Raw genomic sequence first — 16,746 nt, forward strand, 5'->3', positions numbered from 1 at the left:
CGGCCGGCCACGTCCCCGTCCACCGGGTCCGCGGCCGCGGCCGGCACGCCCGCGCCACCACGAAGTGCCGTTCGACACCTCGACCGGGCGTCGCACCACACTCCAAGTCAGGAGGTCCCCTTGTTCGCGTCCTCTTCCGCGGTGCGAAGGCCGATGTCGGTCGGCGTTGCCGCCGCGGTCACGACCGCCGCCATCGCGGCGGTGGTTCTCGCACCCACCGCGTCCGCCGCCACGACCACCCTCTACGCCTCGCCGTCCGGCTCCGGCACCAGTTGTTCCGCCACCCAGCCGTGCTCGTTGCCCGGCGCGCAGGCCGCGGTGCGGTCGCGCACCGGCGGCATGTCCGGTGACATCGTCGTGCAGCTGGCCGACGGGGTGTACCGGCTCTCCGAGCCGCTGCGGCTGACCGCGGCGGACTCCGGCACCAACGGCTACCGCGTGCAGTGGCAGGCCGCGCCGTCCGCGCGTCCCGTCATCAGCGGCGCCCGGGCCGTCACCGGGTGGTCGGTCGTCGACGCCGGCCGGAACATCTGGCGGGCCACCGTCCCCGCCGGCACCGACTCGCGCCAGCTCTACGTCAACGGCGCGATCGCGACCCGGGCGCGCACGCAGGTGAACCGGGCCGACTTCACGTTCACCAGCACGGGGATGAGGTTCTCCAACACCGCGCTGAACTACCTGAACAGCGTGGGCAACCAGAACCGGGTCGAGGTGGAGAGCGTCAACTCGTTCACCGACCGGTACTCGCCCGTGCAGTCCATCAGCGGGAACTTCCTCACCATGCAGCAGCCCGCGTGGAACAACAACACCTTCGGGTACGACACGCTGACCCAGCCGCACCGGGCCGGGCCGTTCTACCTGGCCAACGCCTACGAGTTCCTGGACACGCCGGGGGAGTGGTACCTCAACCCCGGCACGGGCGCGCTGTCCTACATCCCGCTGGCCGGGCAGAACATGAGCACGGTCGGCGTGGAGCTGCCGGTGCTGCAGTCGCTGGTGGACGTCGGCGGCACCTATGACGCGCCGGCGCACCACATCTCGTTCACCGGGATCACGTTCACCGGCACCAGCTGGCTCGGACCCAGCAGCAACCAGGGGTACGCGGACCAGCAGACCGGCTCGTACCTGGCGGGCAACTGGAACTGGCCGGGCGACCGGCTGACCTCGTGCCAGAACGGCTGCACCCAGTTCGAGGCGGCGCGACCGCACTGGAACCAGATGCCCGCCGCCGTGCAGGTCTCCGCCGCCAACAACATCACCTTCAGCGAGTCGCAGTTCGTCAACCTGGGCCAGACGGCCATCGGCATCGGCAACGACGCCAACGCGCACGCCAGCGGTGTCGGGCTCGGCGCCAGCAACATCACGGTCACGCGGTCGGAGATCGCCCGCAGCTCGGCCGGCGGCATCGTGGTCGGCGGCGTGCGCGCCGACGCGCACCACCCGAGCGACCAGCGGATGGTCAACCGGGACATCACCGTGAGCTACAACCGCATCCACGACCTCGGCGTCGAGTACCGGGGCAACGTCTCGGTGCTGAACACCTACGTCACCAACGCCACCGTCGCCCACAACGAGGTCTACAACATGCCGTACTCGGGCATGTCGATCGGCTACGGCTGGGGCGCCAACGACACCGGCGGCAACACCAACTACGCCAACCGCGGCCTGTACAACTACCAGCCGCGCTACACGACGCCCACCACCGCGTCCAACAACCGGCTCATCAACAACTACGTCCACGACGTCATGCAGCAGATGAACGACGGCGGGTGCATCTACACGCTGTCGTGGAACCCGGGCGCCTCGATCAGCGGGAACCACTGCCAGCGGACCAACGGCTACTTCGGGGTCTACTTCGACGAGGGCTCGAAGTACTACTCCGTCACGGGCAACGTCTTCAACAACACCGGCACGTGGGCCACCGCCAACTACTGGGGCGGCGAGAACATGGGCAACTGGACGGTCACCAACAACTGGTCGACCAACAGCAGCACCAACGTCACCAACGGCGACCGCGGCAACGTGGTGTCCGGCAACACGGTCGTCACCAACGGCAACTGGCCGGCCGGCGCGCAGGCCGTGATGGCCAACGCCGGTCCGGGCGGCGGCACGAGCACCGGTCCGCAGAACGCGATGCTCGTGGGCGCCCAGTCGGGACGCTGCGCCGAGGTCGCGAGCGGGAGCGCCAGCGGGGCCCAGGCCCGGCTCTGGGACTGCGCCGGCGGCGCCAACCAGAGGTGGACCCTCACCGCGGGCAAGCAGTTGGTGGTCAACGGCAACAAGTGCCTGGACGCCAGCGGCGCGGGAACCGCGAACGGCACCGCGGCGATCATCTGGGACTGCAACGGGCAGACCAACCAGCAGTGGAACGTGAACGCGAACGGCACCATCACCGGGGTGCAGTCCGGGCTGTGCCTGGACGCCAGCGGCAACGGGACCGCGAACGGCACCCTGCTCCACCTCTGGTCGTGCCACGGCGGCACGAACCAGCAGTGGGGCGTGCGCAGCTGACCGACCGCGCGGGGGCCGGTCCGCCGGTCCCCGCGCGCCACCTGACCGCTGGGCCGTGTGAGCGCTAACTACGGACCTGGCCTTGACTACTCTCGCGGGCATCAGCAGACTCGGCGAAGCAGGTCGCCGGTCTGACGCCCACATGTGAGCGTGAACAATCAGTCCGGCGATCGGCGGAGCGCCCTCTCGACGACGAGCAGGAGGCACCGTGGGTGGAGTCCGGACGTCAGCCTCGCGCAAGGCGGGCGTGGTGCTCGCCGCCGCGGCCCTGCTGGCCACCACGTTCACGTCGGGATCGGAGGAGCCGGCGATGGCGTGGGACAACGGGGTCGCCACGACCCCGCCGCTGGGGTGGAACAGCTACGACTCGTTCAACTGGAACGTGACCGAGGCGCAGGTCAAGGCGAACGCCGACTACATGAGGGACAACCTCAAGCAGCACGGCTGGCAGTACATCGTCGTCGACTGGGCCTGGTACCGCCCCGGCAGCGGCTCGGGCGCGCCGAGTCAGGACGCCAACCTCCAGCCCCGGCTGCGCACCGACGCCAACGGCCTGCTCCTGCCCGACACCACCAGGTTCCCCTCCGCTTCGGGTACCAACGGCTTCAAGCCGCTGGCCGACTACATCCACGCGGGTGGCCTGAAGTTCGGCGTGCACCTGATGCGCGGCATCCCGCGCCAGGTGGTGGCCGACAACCTCCCCGTGCCGGGCACGAGCTGCCGGGCGAACGAGATCGAGAACAACACCACGGCGGCCTGGTTGAACCTCAACTGGGGCCTGGACATGGCCAACCCGTGCGCCCAAGCCTACCTGGACGCCCAGTTCACGCTGCTCGCCTCGTGGGGCGTCGACTACGTCAAGGTCGACGACATCGCCGCGCCGACCTACCGGCAGGCCGAGATCGAGGGCTACAAGCGGGCGATCCAGCGCAGCGGCCGGCCGATGGTGCTCAGCCTGTCCCCGGGCCCGACGTCGACCGGCAACGGCGCGCACGTCGCCGAGAACGCCAACATGTGGCGCGTCGTCAACGACCTGTGGGACAACTGGTCGTCGTTGGACGCCCTGTTCGAGCGGCTGCACGCGTGGACGCCGCACCGCAGGCCCGGCGCGTGGCCCGACCCGGACATGATCCCGATCGGCCGCCTGTCGCAGCAGGGACCGGTGGGTTCGCCGCGCTACTCCAACCTGACCCCCGACGAGCAGCGCACCCTGATGACCCTCTGGTCCATCACGCGCTCGCCGCTGATGTGGGGCGGGGACCTGACTCAGAACCGGGCCGCGGAACTGGCGCTGATGACCAACGCCGCCGTGCTGGCGGTCGACCAGCACAGCACCGGCAACCGGCAGCTCTTCTCGGGCACGCACACGGCGTGGACGGCGAACGCGCCGAGCGGCGGCGACAAGTACCTCGCGCTGTTCAACCGGGGCAGCGGCACGGCCACCGTGTCGGCGACGCTGGCCGACCTGGGCATCGGCTCCGCCACCGCGGTGGACCTGTGGTCGGGCGCGAGCCTGGGCACGGTGAGCGGCACGCTGTCCCGCTCGCTGCCGGCGCACGGCTCCGGCCTCTACCGGCTCACCCCGCAGACCACCGTGCCGGTGCCGACCGCGGAGACGTTCACCGCGCGGCACAGCGGCAAGGTCGCCGACGTCTACAACGCCTCGACCGCCGACGGCGGCAACGTGGTCCAGTGGGGCGCGAACGGCCAGGCCAACCAGCGCTGGCGGGTGCGCGACGTCGGCGGCGGCCACCACGAGGTCGTCAACGTGGGCAGCGGGAAGTGCCTGGACGTCTACGGCGGCGCACCGGCCACCGGTGACGGGGTCCGGGTCGTCCAGTGGACGTGCAACTCGGGCGCGAACCAGCGCTGGCGGTTCGAGGACGCGGGCGACGGCTACGCGCGACTGGTCGCCCAGCACAGCGGCAAGTGCCTGACCGTGGCCGACGGCTCGACCGCGGACGGCGCCCAGCTCGTCCAGCGGACCTGCGACGGCAGCACCGCCCAGCACTGGCGGCGGCAGAACGCGTGACCGCCCCGGAAGGGGTGGTCGCGGCGGTGGCAGGGCTGTCGGAACCGTTGCTTTAGCCCTCTTTTAGCGCTTACCGTCGAGGCGATTCGAGGCGATTCGCGATGCTGCCCGCGATCCGCTCGTCATTCCGCGCGCCCGGCCGCCGGGTGCGCGACCGTCGCCGCTCGCCCTGCCCTCCCACATCGTCGTAGGAGTGAAAATGCAGCCTTCACCCGTTTCCCCGGCGGGGCCCGTGCAGCGGTGGTGGCGCTCGCCGGCTGCGGTGCGCTCGCGCGTCGTCATGGCGCTGGCCCTGCTGCCCGCGGCGTTCTTGACGTGGTCCGCGCCGGTGAGCGCGTCGGCGGCCGGCACGGGGCCGTGCGACATCTACGCGTCGGGCGGCACGCCCTGCGTGGCCGCGCACAGCACCACGCGGGCGCTCTACGGCTCGTACGCCGGGAACCTCTACCAGGTGAGGCGTTCCTCGGACAACACGACGAGGGACGTCGGCGTGCTGACCGCGGGCGGCACCGCGAACGCGGCGGCGCAGGACTCGTTCTGCGCGGGCTCCACCTGCGTGATCACGGTGGTCTACGACCAGTCCGGGCGGGGCAACGACCTGTGGTACCAGGGCTCGTCGGTGGTCCCGGGCTCGCCCCAGAGCAGGCCGGCGGTCGCGACGTCGGAATCGGTGGCGGTCGGCGGCAGCAAGGCGTACTCGCTCTACATCAACCCGGGCAACAGCTACTGGCGTGACGGCCACCTGACGGGCGTGCCGACCGGCGCCGCGCCGGAAGGCATGTACATGGTGACCAGCGGCACGCACGTGAACAACGGCTGCTGCTTCGACTACGGCAACAGCGAGACGACCCGGAAAGCCGACGCGGCCGGCGCGATGGACGCGATCAACTTCAGCACGCAGTGCTGGTTCGGCGGGTGCTCCGGCACGGGACCGTGGGTGCAGGCGGACCTCGAGTGGGGCCTGTTCCCCGGCGGCAGCCAGCAGTGGAACCCGAACCAGCGCGCCTTCCCCAACAGGTTCGTCACGGCCATGCTGAAGAACAACGGGACCACGCGGTTCGCGCTCAAGGGCAGCGACGCGCAGGCAGGCGGCCTGACCACGCTGTACGACGGCGCGCTGCCCAACGGGTACAGCCCGATGAAGAAGCAGGGCGCCATCATCCTGGGCAGCGGCGGCGACTGCTGCAAGCCCGACGGCGGCGCGAACCTCAGCGCGGGCACCTTCTACGAAGGGGCCATGGTCGCGGGCTACCCGTCCGACGCGACCGAGAGCGCGGTGCAGGCCAACGTCGTCACGGCCGGGTACACCACCGGCGGCAACCCGAACCCGGGCGGTGGCGCGGTGCGCGCCGTGGGCGCGGGCAAGTGCCTCGACGTGCCGAACGGGACGGCGGGCACGCAGGCCCGGATCTGGGACTGCCAGGGCAGCGCCGGCCAGACCTGGACCCGGACGTCCTCCGGCCAGCTGGCCGTGTACACCGGCTCCGCCCAGATGTGCCTCGACGCCTACGGCCAGGGGACGAGCGCGGGCACGAGGGCGGTCCTCTGGTCGTGCAACGGCCAGGCCAACCAGCGCTGGAACGTCAACGCCAACGGCACGATCACCGGCGCGCAGTCCGGCCTGTGCCTGGACGTGTCCGGCGCGTCCACGGCCAACGGCGCCCAGGTGCAGCTGTGGACCTGCAACGGCGGCGCCAACCAGCAGTGGGGCGTCAGCTGAACCCCACCACGAGTTCGTGACTCGACAGCGGTCCGGCACGCCGTGCCGGACCGCGGCTCAACCCCGAGGAGTGCAAGTGCGACAACGCCTCAGCAGATTCGCCGCGCGTGCCGCGGCCCTGACCACCGCCGCGCTGGTCACCGCCGCGCTGCTGCCGGCCGGCCAGGCCGCCGCCGAGTCCAACGGCGGGGTGCGGGTCATGCCGTTGGGTGACTCGATCACCGAGGGCACGCAGGTGCCCGGTGGTTACCGGATCGGGCTGTGGCAGCGGTTCGGGTCCGGCAACTACCGGGTCGACTTCGTCGGCTCGCAGTTCAACGGCCCCGGGTCCCTCGGGGACCACGACCACCAGGGCCACCCGGGCTGGCGCATCGACCAGATCGACGCGAACGTCGTCACGTGGCTGCGCAACACCACGCCGCGCACGGTGCTGCTGCACATCGGCACCAACGACATCCTGCAGAACTACAACGTGGCCAACGCGCCCGCCCGCCTGTCGGCGCTCGTCGACCGGATCACCGCGACCGTGCCGAACGCCGACGTGTTCGTCGCGACGATCATCCCCCTGGCCAACTCCGGTCAGGAGGCCGCCGCCCGGACCTTCAACGCCACGATCCCCGGCATGGTGCAGAGCAAGGTCAACGCGGGCAAGCGCGTGCGGCTGGTGGACATGCACGCCGCGTTGACCACGGCCGACCTGATCGACGGCGTCCACCCGACCGCGACCGGCTACGACAAGATGGCCGCGACCTGGTACAACGCGCTGCGCGCCGTGCCGGGGAGCATCGGGGACCCGGTCGCCTCGCAGGGCAGGCAGGTCGTCGGCACGGCGTCGGGGCGTTGCCTCGACGTGCCGGGTTCGACGACCTCCAACGGCACGCAGCTGCAGCTGTGGGACTGCCACGGCCAGCCCAACCAGTCGTGGACGCAGAACTCGGCCAAGCAGTTGGTCGTCTACGGCACCAAGTGCCTGGACGCCTACGGCCGCGGCACCGCCAACGGCACGCAGGTGGTGATCTGGGACTGCCACGGCGACACGAACCAGCAGTGGAACGTCAACGCCAACGGCACGATCACCAACGTGCAGTCCGGCCTGTGCCTGGACGCGTCCAACTACGGCACCGCCAACGGCACCAAGCTGGTCCTGTGGGCGTGCTCCGGGCAGACCAACCAGCAGTGGACCCTGCGCGCCGCGGCCTGATCACGACATCGAACCAGCGCCCACCGGGCAGTTCGACGGCGATTCCGCGGAATCACCGTTCCCGGTGGGCGCTGGTTCGCGTTCCGCGCGGCGCGGCGGCTGGGGTGCCGCCGCGCCGCGGGGCCCCTACCCGGGGCGGAGGAGGGTCAGCCGACGCGGACGAGCTGCCACTGCTGGTTGTTGCCGCCCGTGTCGCCGTACTGCACGACGTTCGCGCCGTCGGCCGTGGACGAGCCCTGGATCTCGACGGCCTTGTTGCTGTTGCGGTTGACCAAGCGCACGTAACCGCCCGACTCGACCGCGCGGAACTGCTGGTTGACGCCGCTGTGGTCGGTCCACTGCTGGATCGCGGCGCCGTCGGCGGTCGACGAGTTCGGCACGTCGAGGACCTTGCCGGAGTGGCGTGACTTGACGCGGTAGTAGCCGCTGCCGGAGTCGAGGAACTGCCACTGCTGGTTGGCGCCGCTGTTGCGGGTCCACTGGGTGATGCGCCCGCCGTCGTTGGTGGCCAGGCCGTACACGTCCAACGCCTTGCCGCTGTTGCGGTTCACCAGCACGTACCACGCGCTCGGGTCGATGACCCCGGGCTGGGGGTTGGAGCCGGCGTTGAGGGCGTTGAGCACGGAGGTGTAGGCGGCCTTCTTGTTGCCGGAGCCGTCGAACAGCAGCGGCGTGCCGTAGGAGCGCCAGGAGTCGGTGTCGCGGATGCCCCAGACGGTGATGCCGGCGCAGCGGGTGACGGCCAGGCACGCGTTCACGACGCGCTCGTAGTTCGACGCCTGCGCGGAGCCGGAGCCCTCGATGTCCAGCTCGGTGATCTGGACGTCGACGCCGAGGTTCGCGAAGTTCTGCAACGTGGTCTGGTAGTTGGAGGGCACCGGGCTCTGGGCGTTGAAGTGCGACTGGAAGCCGACGCAGTCGATGGGCACGCCGCGGGACTTGAAGTCCTGGACCATCCGGTAGACGGCCTGGGTCTTGGCGTGGGACCAGTCGTCGGTGTTGTAGTCGTTGTAGCAGAGCTTGGCGTTCGGGTCCGCCGTGCGGGCGGCGCGGAACGCGGCTTCGATCCAGTCGTTGCCGGTGCGCTGGAGGTTGGAGTCGCGCCGCGCGCCGGAGCTGCCGTCCTGGAACGCTTCGTTCACCACGTCCCAGGCGTAGATCTTGCCGGCGTAGTACGTGGCGACCTTGGTGACGTGGTTGAGCATCGCCGACCGGAGGGCGCTGCCCGACATGTTCTGCATCCAGCCCGGCTGCTGGGAGTGCCACGCCAGGGTGTGGCCGCGCACCCGCTTGCCCTGGGACCGGGCGAGGTTGACGATCCGGTCGGCGTTGCCGTAGCTGAACTGGTTCTGGTTCGGCTCGGTCGCGTCGATCTTCATCTCGTTCTCGGCCGTGACCATGTCGAACTCGCGCTGCAGGAGCCCGGAGTAGGTCGAGTCGCCGAGCCTGCCCGCGGCCACGGCGGTGCCGAAGTACCGGCCCTTCTCCGCCGCCGCGGCGCCCAAGGTCGCGCCCGCGGCGCCGGCCGGACCGGCGGCCGCCAACGACAGCACACTGGCGACCAGTCCGGTGACGAGCAGCAACGCCGTTGTTCTCGACCGGCGCGCGAGCGCCGGTCGAATGACCGCTCGTGTCGAGTGTTCCATCAGATGCCCTTCGGGTCGGCCACCGCGGGCTCGGGTGCCCGCGGTGGCGGGGACGCCGTCGACGGCCGCGGGGCCGGACCGCCACCGGGTGCGCGCGTGTTAGCGCTAACACCAGGGCTGGAGGGCCACCTGGTGCGAAAAGGGCGCATCAGGGTGCGGCAACATGGCCACGGACATCGGTCGGCGCCCTTCAGACTGTGAACGATGGCACACGGTCGGTCAAGATGTAACGCAACTGTTTCGGACGGGGGGACGAAGGGGCGGGCCTTCGTCGAATCGCCCGGATGTCCTGTTGGGTCTTCCGGCAGCGGCGGCGTTTACCCGCTGTCTGATGTGGAGCGAGGTCGTCCCGCCCGGCTGCGGCGGCGAACGGGCAGGGCGGGGTTCGCGTGACGCGCCGGCCGGGCCCGGCCGGTCGTTGGTCCGAACGGGGCAACTTGCCGTCCGTTGCCCCGCCGCGTGGTCCCCGATAAGACCTGGTCCGGCTCGGCTGTCGTCCGACAGCTCAAAAGTTAGCGCTCACATTTAGCTTTGACCCGTCTTGGTTGGTCATAGTTTCATGGGCGTGACATCAGGCCGCGTCGTCCCGGGCGTGATCCGCCCGGAGCGCCGCCACGACCGCTGTGCGCGGTGCGACGAGGTGAGCCGAGTCGGACCGCATCCCTTGAGCCGAAACCGAAGGGGCGACGATGCCCACCCGTACACGTGGACGACTGCTCCACCTCGCCATGGCGGCCGTCGCGGCGCTGGGCGTGGTCATCGCGGGGCCCACCGCGCCCGCCGCCCAAGCCGCGCCGGGAAGCCCCGCGCTGACCCCGCCGATGGGGTGGAACAGCTGGAACAGCTTCGGGTGCGGCATCACCGAGGCGCAGGTCCGGCAGGCCGCGGATGCGATGGTGTCGTCGGGGATGCGCGACGCGGGGTACCAGTACGTGGTGGTCGACGACTGCTGGTTCGACCCGCAGCGCGACTCGTCGGGCAACCTGCGTGCCCATCCGACGAAGTTCCCCAGCGGGATGAAGGCGCTCGGGGACTACATCCACGGCAAGGGCCTGAAGTTCGGCATCTACCAGGCGCCCAACGAGAAGACCTGCGCCCAGGGGGTGGGCACGCATCCGGGCTCGACCGGCAGCAAGGGCCACGAGGTGCAGGACGCCCGGTCGTTCGCCTCCTGGGGCGTGGACTACCTGAAGTACGACTGGTGCTCGGGCAGCGGCACGCGGGACGAGCAGATCGCGCGGTTCACGATCATGCGCGACGCCCTGCGCGCGACCGGTCGTCCGATCGTCTACAGCATCAACTCCAACAGCTTCCACGCGCCGACGGGGGACAAGTACGACTGGGGCGAGGTCGCCGACCTGTGGCGGACCACCGAGGACCTGCTGGACATCTGGCAGAACGGCAACACCAACAGCTACCCGATGGGTGTGGGCAACGTCCTGGACGTCACCGCGCCGTTGGCGGCGCAGACCGGTCCGGGCAACTGGAACGATCCCGACATGCTCGTCGTCGGCCGTCCGGGGTTGAGCCTGACCGAGTCGCGCGCGCACTTCGCGTTGTGGGCGTTGATGGCCTCGCCGTTGATGGCGGGCAACGACATCCGCACGATGTCCGGTGACGTGAGCGCGGTGCTGCGCAACCCGCGGCTGATCGCGGTGAACCAGGACCGGCTGGGCGCGGGCGGGCGGCGGGTGCGCGACGACGGCAACACCGAGGTCTTCGCCAAGACCCTGTCCGACGGTTCGGTCGCGGTCGGTCTGTTCAACCGGGGCGGCGTGACCGCCACGGTGTCCACCACGGCCGCCCAGGCCGGCCTGTCGGGCAGCTCGTTCACCCTCACCGACCTGTGGACCGGCGGCACGTCCACCACCTCGGGCACGATCTCGGCGAGCGTGCCCGCGCACGGCGTGGCCGCGTTCCGCGTCTCCGGCGGGAGCCCGATCTCCGCCACCACCTCCCGCCTGCGGGGCGCCGGCTCCAACCGCTGCGCCGACACCGAGAACGGCTCCACCGCCGCCGGCGCGACCGTGCTGCTCTGGGACTGCCACACCGCCGCCAACCAGCTGTGGACCACCTGGGCGGGTGGCGAGATCCGGGTGTTCGGCGACAAGTGCCTCGACGCCTACAACCAGGGCACGACCAACGGCACCCGGGTGATCACGTGGTCGTGCAACGGGCAGGACAACCAGAAGTGGACCCTCGGTTCCGACGGGTCCATCCGCAACACCCGCGCCGGCCTGTGCCTGGACGCCGACCAGGCCGCCACCGCCAACGGGACCCGGCTCATCCTGTGGACCTGCAACGGCCAGGGCAACCAGAAGTGGAGCCGCGCCTGACGGTGACCCGTGCGACGCGCCCGCCCTGCGGCGCCGCCGCGTCACGCACCACGTGAGCGCTGCTCTCCGGGACCCGGTCCCCTCGCGCACAGCCCCGCGAGCGGACCGGGTCCGCCCCACGTCGATCCCCGACGCCCCCACGACAACCAGGGAAGGAGCACCGTGCGCACCGCCCGCAACCCCGTGATCGGTGGTTCCCACCCGGACCCGAGCGTCTGCCGGGTCGGCGAGGACTACTACCTCGTGTGCTCCAGCTTCGAGTACTTCCCGGGCGTGCCGATCTTCCACAGCCGCGACCTCGTGAGCTGGCGGCAGGTCGGCAACGTCCTCAAGCGGCCGGAACAGCTGCGGCCGGCCGCCGGCACGCCCACCTCGCGCGGCATCCACCAGCCCACCATCCGCCACCACGGCGGCAGGTTCTGGGTGACCGCGACGGACCTGTCGGCGGGTGGCACGTTCGTCGTCACGACGGACCGCCTCGCCGGGCGGTGGTCGGACCCCGTGTGGCTCGACCTGCCCGGTGTCGTGCCGGACCTGGCCTGGGACGAGAACGGCGACTGCTGGTGCGTCACCGCCGACGGGCGCACGGCGCGCATCGACCCCTACCTGGGAACCGTGCTGGAAGGGCCGTGGCCGACGTGGAGCGGTGGCGACACCTCCAGCCCGAAGACGCCCCACCTGTACCACGTCGGCGCTTGGTGGTACCTGCTGTTCGAGCGCGGCCAGTCGCTGACGGTCTCCCGCGCGCGCACGCCGCGCGGGCCGTTCGAGCCCGCGCCGGGCACCTTCGTGGACACCGCCGGGCCGACCCGGGGCAGCGGTCGCGCGGACCTCGTCACGACACCGGACGGCGCCTGGTGGCTGGTGCGGCCCGGGACCCGCGAGCACCCGTCGGGCTTCCACGTGCTGGGGCAGGAGGTCTTCCTGACGCCGGTGCGCTGGCGGGACGAGTGGCCCGAGGTGGTCGGGGTGGCCGAGGCCGCGCCGATGCCTGCGGAGCCGCACGTGCCGCCGACGCAGTTCGCGCGCGACGACTTCGACGACTTCGTGCTGGCGCCGTCCTGGATCTCGCCGCGCGGGCTGCCGGACGGGTCCTGGTCGTTGACCGAACGCCCCGGCTGGCTGACGCTGCACGCGACCGGCGACACCCTCGACCGACCCGGCTGCACCTTCGTGGGCAGCCGGCTGCGGCACCTCGAATCGCGGGTCTCGGTCCGCCTCGACCCCGGCACGGCGCGGGCGGGGCTGAGCATCCGGCGCGACGAGGCGCACCGCTACGACTTCGAGGTCGTGCCCGGTCGGGTGGACGTGGTCGCCAGGATCGGGCCGGTGCGCCAGGTCGTGGCCAGCCGCACCAGACCTCCCGGGCCGATCACGCTCACCGTCGTCACCCGCACGACCGACCTGGTGCCGCCGTCGTTCGTGCGGCCGACCGACGACCCGGCGGGCGTCGAGCCCTCGGGGCCGGACACCATCGCGTTCCACGTCAACGACGACGCGGGCCCCTTGGCGGAGTTGGACGGCCGGTACCTGTCGCCCGAAGTCACCGCGGGCCTCTCCGGACGGGTCGTCGGCATGTACGTCACGCGTGGCGTCGCGGCGTTCGACTGGTTCGACTACCGCGGTTTCAACTGATCCTCACCGACGGTGGCGCACGACGCGCCACCGTCTTGTGCGCGCTAACAGAATTGGTCAAAACCAATCACCCTATTGGTTCATATGGGTGAACTTGGCCGACCGGGCAACCAAAACCGCACTTGACAGGCGTGATCATTTGTGGCGCGAAAGGGTTTCGTAACCTATTGCGCTAAAGTTAGCGCTAACACCTTTAGCATTTCCGGCAATTGACGGCACTGCTTCGCCTGGTTACATTCGACCCGAAGTGAACCCTCTCCGGCGGGAGCTGAGCCCGCTGCGCGGCCCTGCCGTGACCACCCGTCAACGACGACCGGTTCGCGACCTCGCCCGACGGCAGTTGCCGTGCCGAAAACCCGCGGTGGACGAGCAGTCGGGCGAACCCACTTCTGGGAGCGCTCCCGGAAAAGCTTCACCCCCAACCCACAGCACCGACGCTGCGAGGACCCTGAATGAGTGCAACGAAACTGGCACGCGGCGGCGCCGCTGCCGCGGCCCTGACCCTGTGCGCGGGGTTGTTGACGCTGGCGAGCACCTCGGCCAGCGCGGCACCCGGCTGTTCGGTCGACTACCAGGTCAACCAGTGGGACAGCGGCTTCACGGCCAACGTCACGCTCAAGAACCTCGGCGACCCGATCTCGGGCGGGTGGACCCTGGAATGGGACTTCCCGGGCACCCAGAAGATCACCAACGGCTGGAGCGCGACCTACGCCCAGTCAGGTCAGCACGTGAGCGCGAAGAGCCCCTCGTGGGCGTCGTCGCTGCCCACGGGTGGAAGCGCGACCATGGGTTTCAACGCCTCGTACTCGGGCACGAACGCCCTGCCCACGTCGTTCAAGCTCAACGGGAACACGTGTGGCGGCGGCCCGACGTCGACCACGACGTCGACGTCGACCTCCACGTCGACCTCGACCTCGACGACCACCTCCACCACGACGACCACGACGACGCCGGACAACCCCGGTGATCACGTGGCCAACCCGTACGCGGGCGCGAAGGGGTACCTGAACCCCGACTACGTCACGAACGTCAACAGCCTGGCCGACGCGACCGGTGGCGCCCTGGGCACGTCCATGCGCAAGGTGGCCCAGAACTCCACCGCCGTGTGGATGGACCGCATCGGCGCCATCACCGCCGGTCGTGGTCTGACGGGCCACCTCGACGAGGCGCTGCGGCAGTCCGCGGGCGGCACGCCGGTGGTGATCCAGGTCGTCGTCTACGACCTGCCCAACCGCGACTGCGCCGCGCTCGCGTCCAACGGCGAGCTCAAGGTCAGCGAGAACGGCCTGGCTCGCTACAAGGCCGAGTACATCGACCCCATCGCCGCGATCCTGGCCGACCCGAAGTACCGCTCCCTGCGGATCGTCGCGATCGTCGAGCCCGACTCGCTGCCGAACCTGGTGACGAACCTGAGCAAGCCGAAGTGCGCCGAGGCCAACACCAGCGGCGCCTACGTCCAGGGCATCCAGTACGCCCTGAGCAAGCTCAGCGCGATCTCGAACGTCTACAACTACATCGACATCGGCCACGCCGGGTGGCTCGGCTGGGACACCAACATGGGTCCCTCGGTCACGTTGATCGCCAACACCATCAAGGGCGCCACCAAGGGCGTCAACAGCATCGACGGCTTCGTGTCGAACCTGGCCAACACCTCGCCGACCGACGAGGTCAACCTGCCCGACCCGAACCTCACCGTCGGCAGCCAGCAGCTGCGGTCCGCGGCCTTCTACCAGTGGAACCCGTACTTCGACGAGGCCGACTACGGCACCGAGATGCGCAACCGGTTCATCTCGGCCGGTTTCCCCAGCGGCATCGGCATGCTGATCGACACCTCCCGCAACGGCTGGGGCGGCCCGAACCGGCCGACCGGCGCCAGCGGGTCCACCGTGGACGCGTACGTGAACTCCGGCCGCATCGACCGCAAGCTGCACCGGGGCAACTGGTGCAACCAGAGCGGCGCCGGCATCGGCGCACGGCCCACCGCCGCGCCGCGCTCGGGCTTCGACGCCTACGTCTGGATCAAGCCCCCGGGCGAGTCCGACGGCATCGCGACCAAGACCGACGGCCCCAACGAGGAGGGCAAGCAGCACGACCCGATGTGCGACCCGACCTTCCGCGGTGACGACCAGGCCAACGGCGGCAACCTGACCGGCGCGATGGCCGGCGCCCCGCACGCGGGCTCGTGGTTCCCCGCCGGGTTCACCTCGCTCGTGCAGAACGCCTACCCGGCCCTGTGAAGGGGGTGACCCGATGACCCGCAGGAAGCAGACCACGGCCGCGTGCCTCCTCTCGAGCGCGCTGCTGGCCGGGGCGGTGGCCCTGGCGGTCGGCGGCGGCGCGACGGCGCAGGCGGCGGACTCGGCGTTCTACGTCGACCCGTCGAGTTCCAGCGCGAAGTGGGTCGCCGCCAACTCCGGCGACTCCCGGGCCGCGGTGATCCGCGACCGCATCGCCTCGGTGCCGCAGGCGCGGTGGTACACCACCACCAACACCTCGACGGTGCGCTCGGAGATCAGCTCGTTCGTCGGCGCGGCCGCCTCGGCGGGCAAGGTGCCGATCCTGGTGGTGTACAACATCCCCAACCGCGACTGCGGCGGGGCCAGCGGCGGCGGCGCGCCCTCGCACCAGGCCTACCGGGCGTGGGTGGACGAGGTCGCGGCGGGGCTGGCGGGTCGGCCGGCGACGATCGTGCTCGAGCCCGACGTGCTGCCGATCATGAGCAACTGCCAGAGCGCCGACCAGCAGAGCCAGACCAGGGCGTCGATGGCCTACGCGGGCAAGAAGCTCAAGTCCGGTTCCGGGCAGGCCAAGGTGTACTTCGACATCGGCAACTCGGCGTGGCTGAGCCCGTCGGAGGCCGCCAACAGGCTCCGCGCCGCGGACATCTCCAACAGCGCCGACGGCATCGCCTCGAACGTGTCGAACTACCGCAGCACGTCCGACGAGGTCGCCTACACGAAGAACATCCTCAACGCCCTCGGCGACGGCAGGCTCACCGCCGTGATCGACACCAGTCGCAACGGCAACGGCCCGCTGGGCACCGAGTGGTGCGACCCGGCCGGACGCGCGATCGGCACGCCCAGCACGACCAACACCGGCGACTCCAAGATCGCCGCGTTCCTGTGGGTCAAGCTGCCGGGTGAGGCGGACGGCTGCATCGCGCCGGCCGGCCAGTTCGTGCCGCAGCGCGCGTACGACCTGGCGATCGCGGCGGGTCCGACGTCGACCAGCACCACTACGACGACAACGACGACCACCACCACGACCACGGGCAACAACCCGGGTGGCGGCTGCACGGTGACTCACCGCGTGGTCAGCCAGTGGACGGGCGGGTACACCGGCGAGATCGTGATCGGGAACCGGGGTGCGGCCCTCAACGGCTGGACCCTGACCTTCTCGGCGCCCGGTGTGACCGTCGCGCAGGGCTGGAACGGGACGTGGACGGACACGGGCGACGTGGTCCGGGTCGCCAACACGTCCTGGAACGGGTCGCTGCCGACCGGTGGCACGACGACCATCGGTTACAACGCGAACTACAACGGGACCACACCGCCGTTCGGCTCACCCGCCCTCAACGGCACGGCGTGCTCCTGACCCCGTAACCGGCCCTGAAAAGCGGTTCCCCGTCCCGATTCGCCTCCGCGGGACGGGGAACCGCTTCGGCG

Annotated in this window: 9 protein-coding genes; 8 read left to right on the forward strand and 1 reads right to left on the reverse strand. The window is 70.6% G+C overall.

The window, feature by feature from the left end; genetic code table 11:
* The first annotated feature begins 153 nt into the window (after nucleotides 1-153).
* The 4 genes from EDD40_RS37865 (at nucleotide 154) to EDD40_RS37880 (ending at nucleotide 7,464) form a co-directional block, all read left to right on the forward strand.
* Nucleotides 154-2,511, forward strand: a complete 2,358-nt coding sequence (locus EDD40_RS37865) for a ricin-type beta-trefoil lectin domain protein (RefSeq protein ID WP_123747138.1) — start codon at nucleotides 154-156, stop codon at nucleotides 2,509-2,511.
* A gap of 208 nt (nucleotides 2,512-2,719) precedes the next feature.
* Nucleotides 2,720-4,543, forward strand: a complete 1,824-nt coding sequence (locus tag EDD40_RS37870) for an alpha-galactosidase (protein ID WP_148089046.1) — start codon at nucleotides 2,720-2,722, stop codon at nucleotides 4,541-4,543.
* A 199-nt stretch (nucleotides 4,544-4,742) separates the two neighbouring features.
* Nucleotides 4,743-6,263, forward strand: coding sequence for an arabinofuranosidase catalytic domain-containing protein (locus EDD40_RS37875; protein WP_123747140.1), 1,521 nt, complete (start codon nucleotides 4,743-4,745; stop codon nucleotides 6,261-6,263).
* 76 nt (nucleotides 6,264-6,339) lie between these two features.
* The gene (locus EDD40_RS37880; protein WP_246038187.1) at nucleotides 6,340-7,464 is read left to right on the forward strand and encodes an RICIN domain-containing protein; all 1,125 of its coding nucleotides are present in this window, start codon (nucleotides 6,340-6,342) and stop codon (nucleotides 7,462-7,464) included.
* A 146-nt stretch (nucleotides 7,465-7,610) separates the two neighbouring features.
* Here EDD40_RS37880 and EDD40_RS44105 read toward each other — a convergent pair whose 3' ends face one another.
* Entirely contained in the window at nucleotides 7,611-9,110 is a 1,500-nt protein-coding gene (locus EDD40_RS44105; RefSeq protein WP_123747141.1) for a glycoside hydrolase family 10 protein, read from the reverse strand.
* A gap of 689 nt (nucleotides 9,111-9,799) precedes the next feature.
* On the opposite strand from EDD40_RS44105, the gene EDD40_RS37890 reads away from it, so the two are divergent.
* The 4 genes from EDD40_RS37890 to EDD40_RS37905 all read left to right on the forward strand — a co-directional run bounded on the left by EDD40_RS37890 (nucleotide 9,800) and on the right by EDD40_RS37905 (nucleotide 16,675).
* Nucleotides 9,800-11,446, forward strand: coding sequence for a glycoside hydrolase family 27 protein (locus EDD40_RS37890; RefSeq protein WP_123747142.1), 1,647 nt, complete (start codon nucleotides 9,800-9,802; stop codon nucleotides 11,444-11,446).
* A 162-nt stretch (nucleotides 11,447-11,608) separates the two neighbouring features.
* Nucleotides 11,609-13,081 (forward strand): glycoside hydrolase family 43 protein, encoded by a 1,473-nt coding sequence (locus EDD40_RS37895; protein WP_123747143.1) that lies wholly within the window; start codon nucleotides 11,609-11,611, stop codon nucleotides 13,079-13,081.
* 452 nt (nucleotides 13,082-13,533) lie between these two features.
* Entirely contained in the window at nucleotides 13,534-15,318 is a 1,785-nt protein-coding gene (locus EDD40_RS37900; protein ID WP_123747144.1) for a glycoside hydrolase family 6 protein, read from the forward strand.
* Nucleotides 15,319-15,331: 13 nt separating this feature from the next.
* Entirely contained in the window at nucleotides 15,332-16,675 is a 1,344-nt protein-coding gene (locus EDD40_RS37905) for a glycoside hydrolase family 6 protein (protein WP_123747145.1), read from the forward strand.
* Nucleotides 16,676-16,746 lie beyond the last annotated feature (71 nt).

This window comes from Saccharothrix texasensis (assembly GCF_003752005.1).
Taxonomy (GTDB): domain Bacteria; phylum Actinomycetota; class Actinomycetes; order Mycobacteriales; family Pseudonocardiaceae; genus Actinosynnema; species Actinosynnema texasense.

What these genes read in the sequence shown, in the direction of transcription:
- EDD40_RS37875 (WP_123747140.1), top strand. Translation starts at nt 4,743, where the DNA reads ATGCAGCCTTCACCCGTTTCCCCGGCGGGGCCCGTGCAGCGGTGGTGG.
- EDD40_RS37865 (WP_123747138.1), top strand. Translation starts at nt 154, where the DNA reads ATGTCGGTCGGCGTTGCCGCCGCGGTCACGACCGCCGCCATCGCGGCG.
- EDD40_RS37890 (WP_123747142.1), top strand. Translation starts at nt 9,800, where the DNA reads ATGCCCACCCGTACACGTGGACGACTGCTCCACCTCGCCATGGCGGCC.
- EDD40_RS37905 (WP_123747145.1), top strand. Translation starts at nt 15,332, where the DNA reads ATGACCCGCAGGAAGCAGACCACGGCCGCGTGCCTCCTCTCGAGCGCG.
- EDD40_RS37900 (WP_123747144.1), top strand. Translation starts at nt 13,534, where the DNA reads ATGAGTGCAACGAAACTGGCACGCGGCGGCGCCGCTGCCGCGGCCCTG.
- EDD40_RS44105 (WP_123747141.1), bottom strand. Translation starts at nt 9,110, where the DNA reads ATGGAACACTCGACACGAGCGGTCATTCGACCGGCGCTCGCGCGCCGG.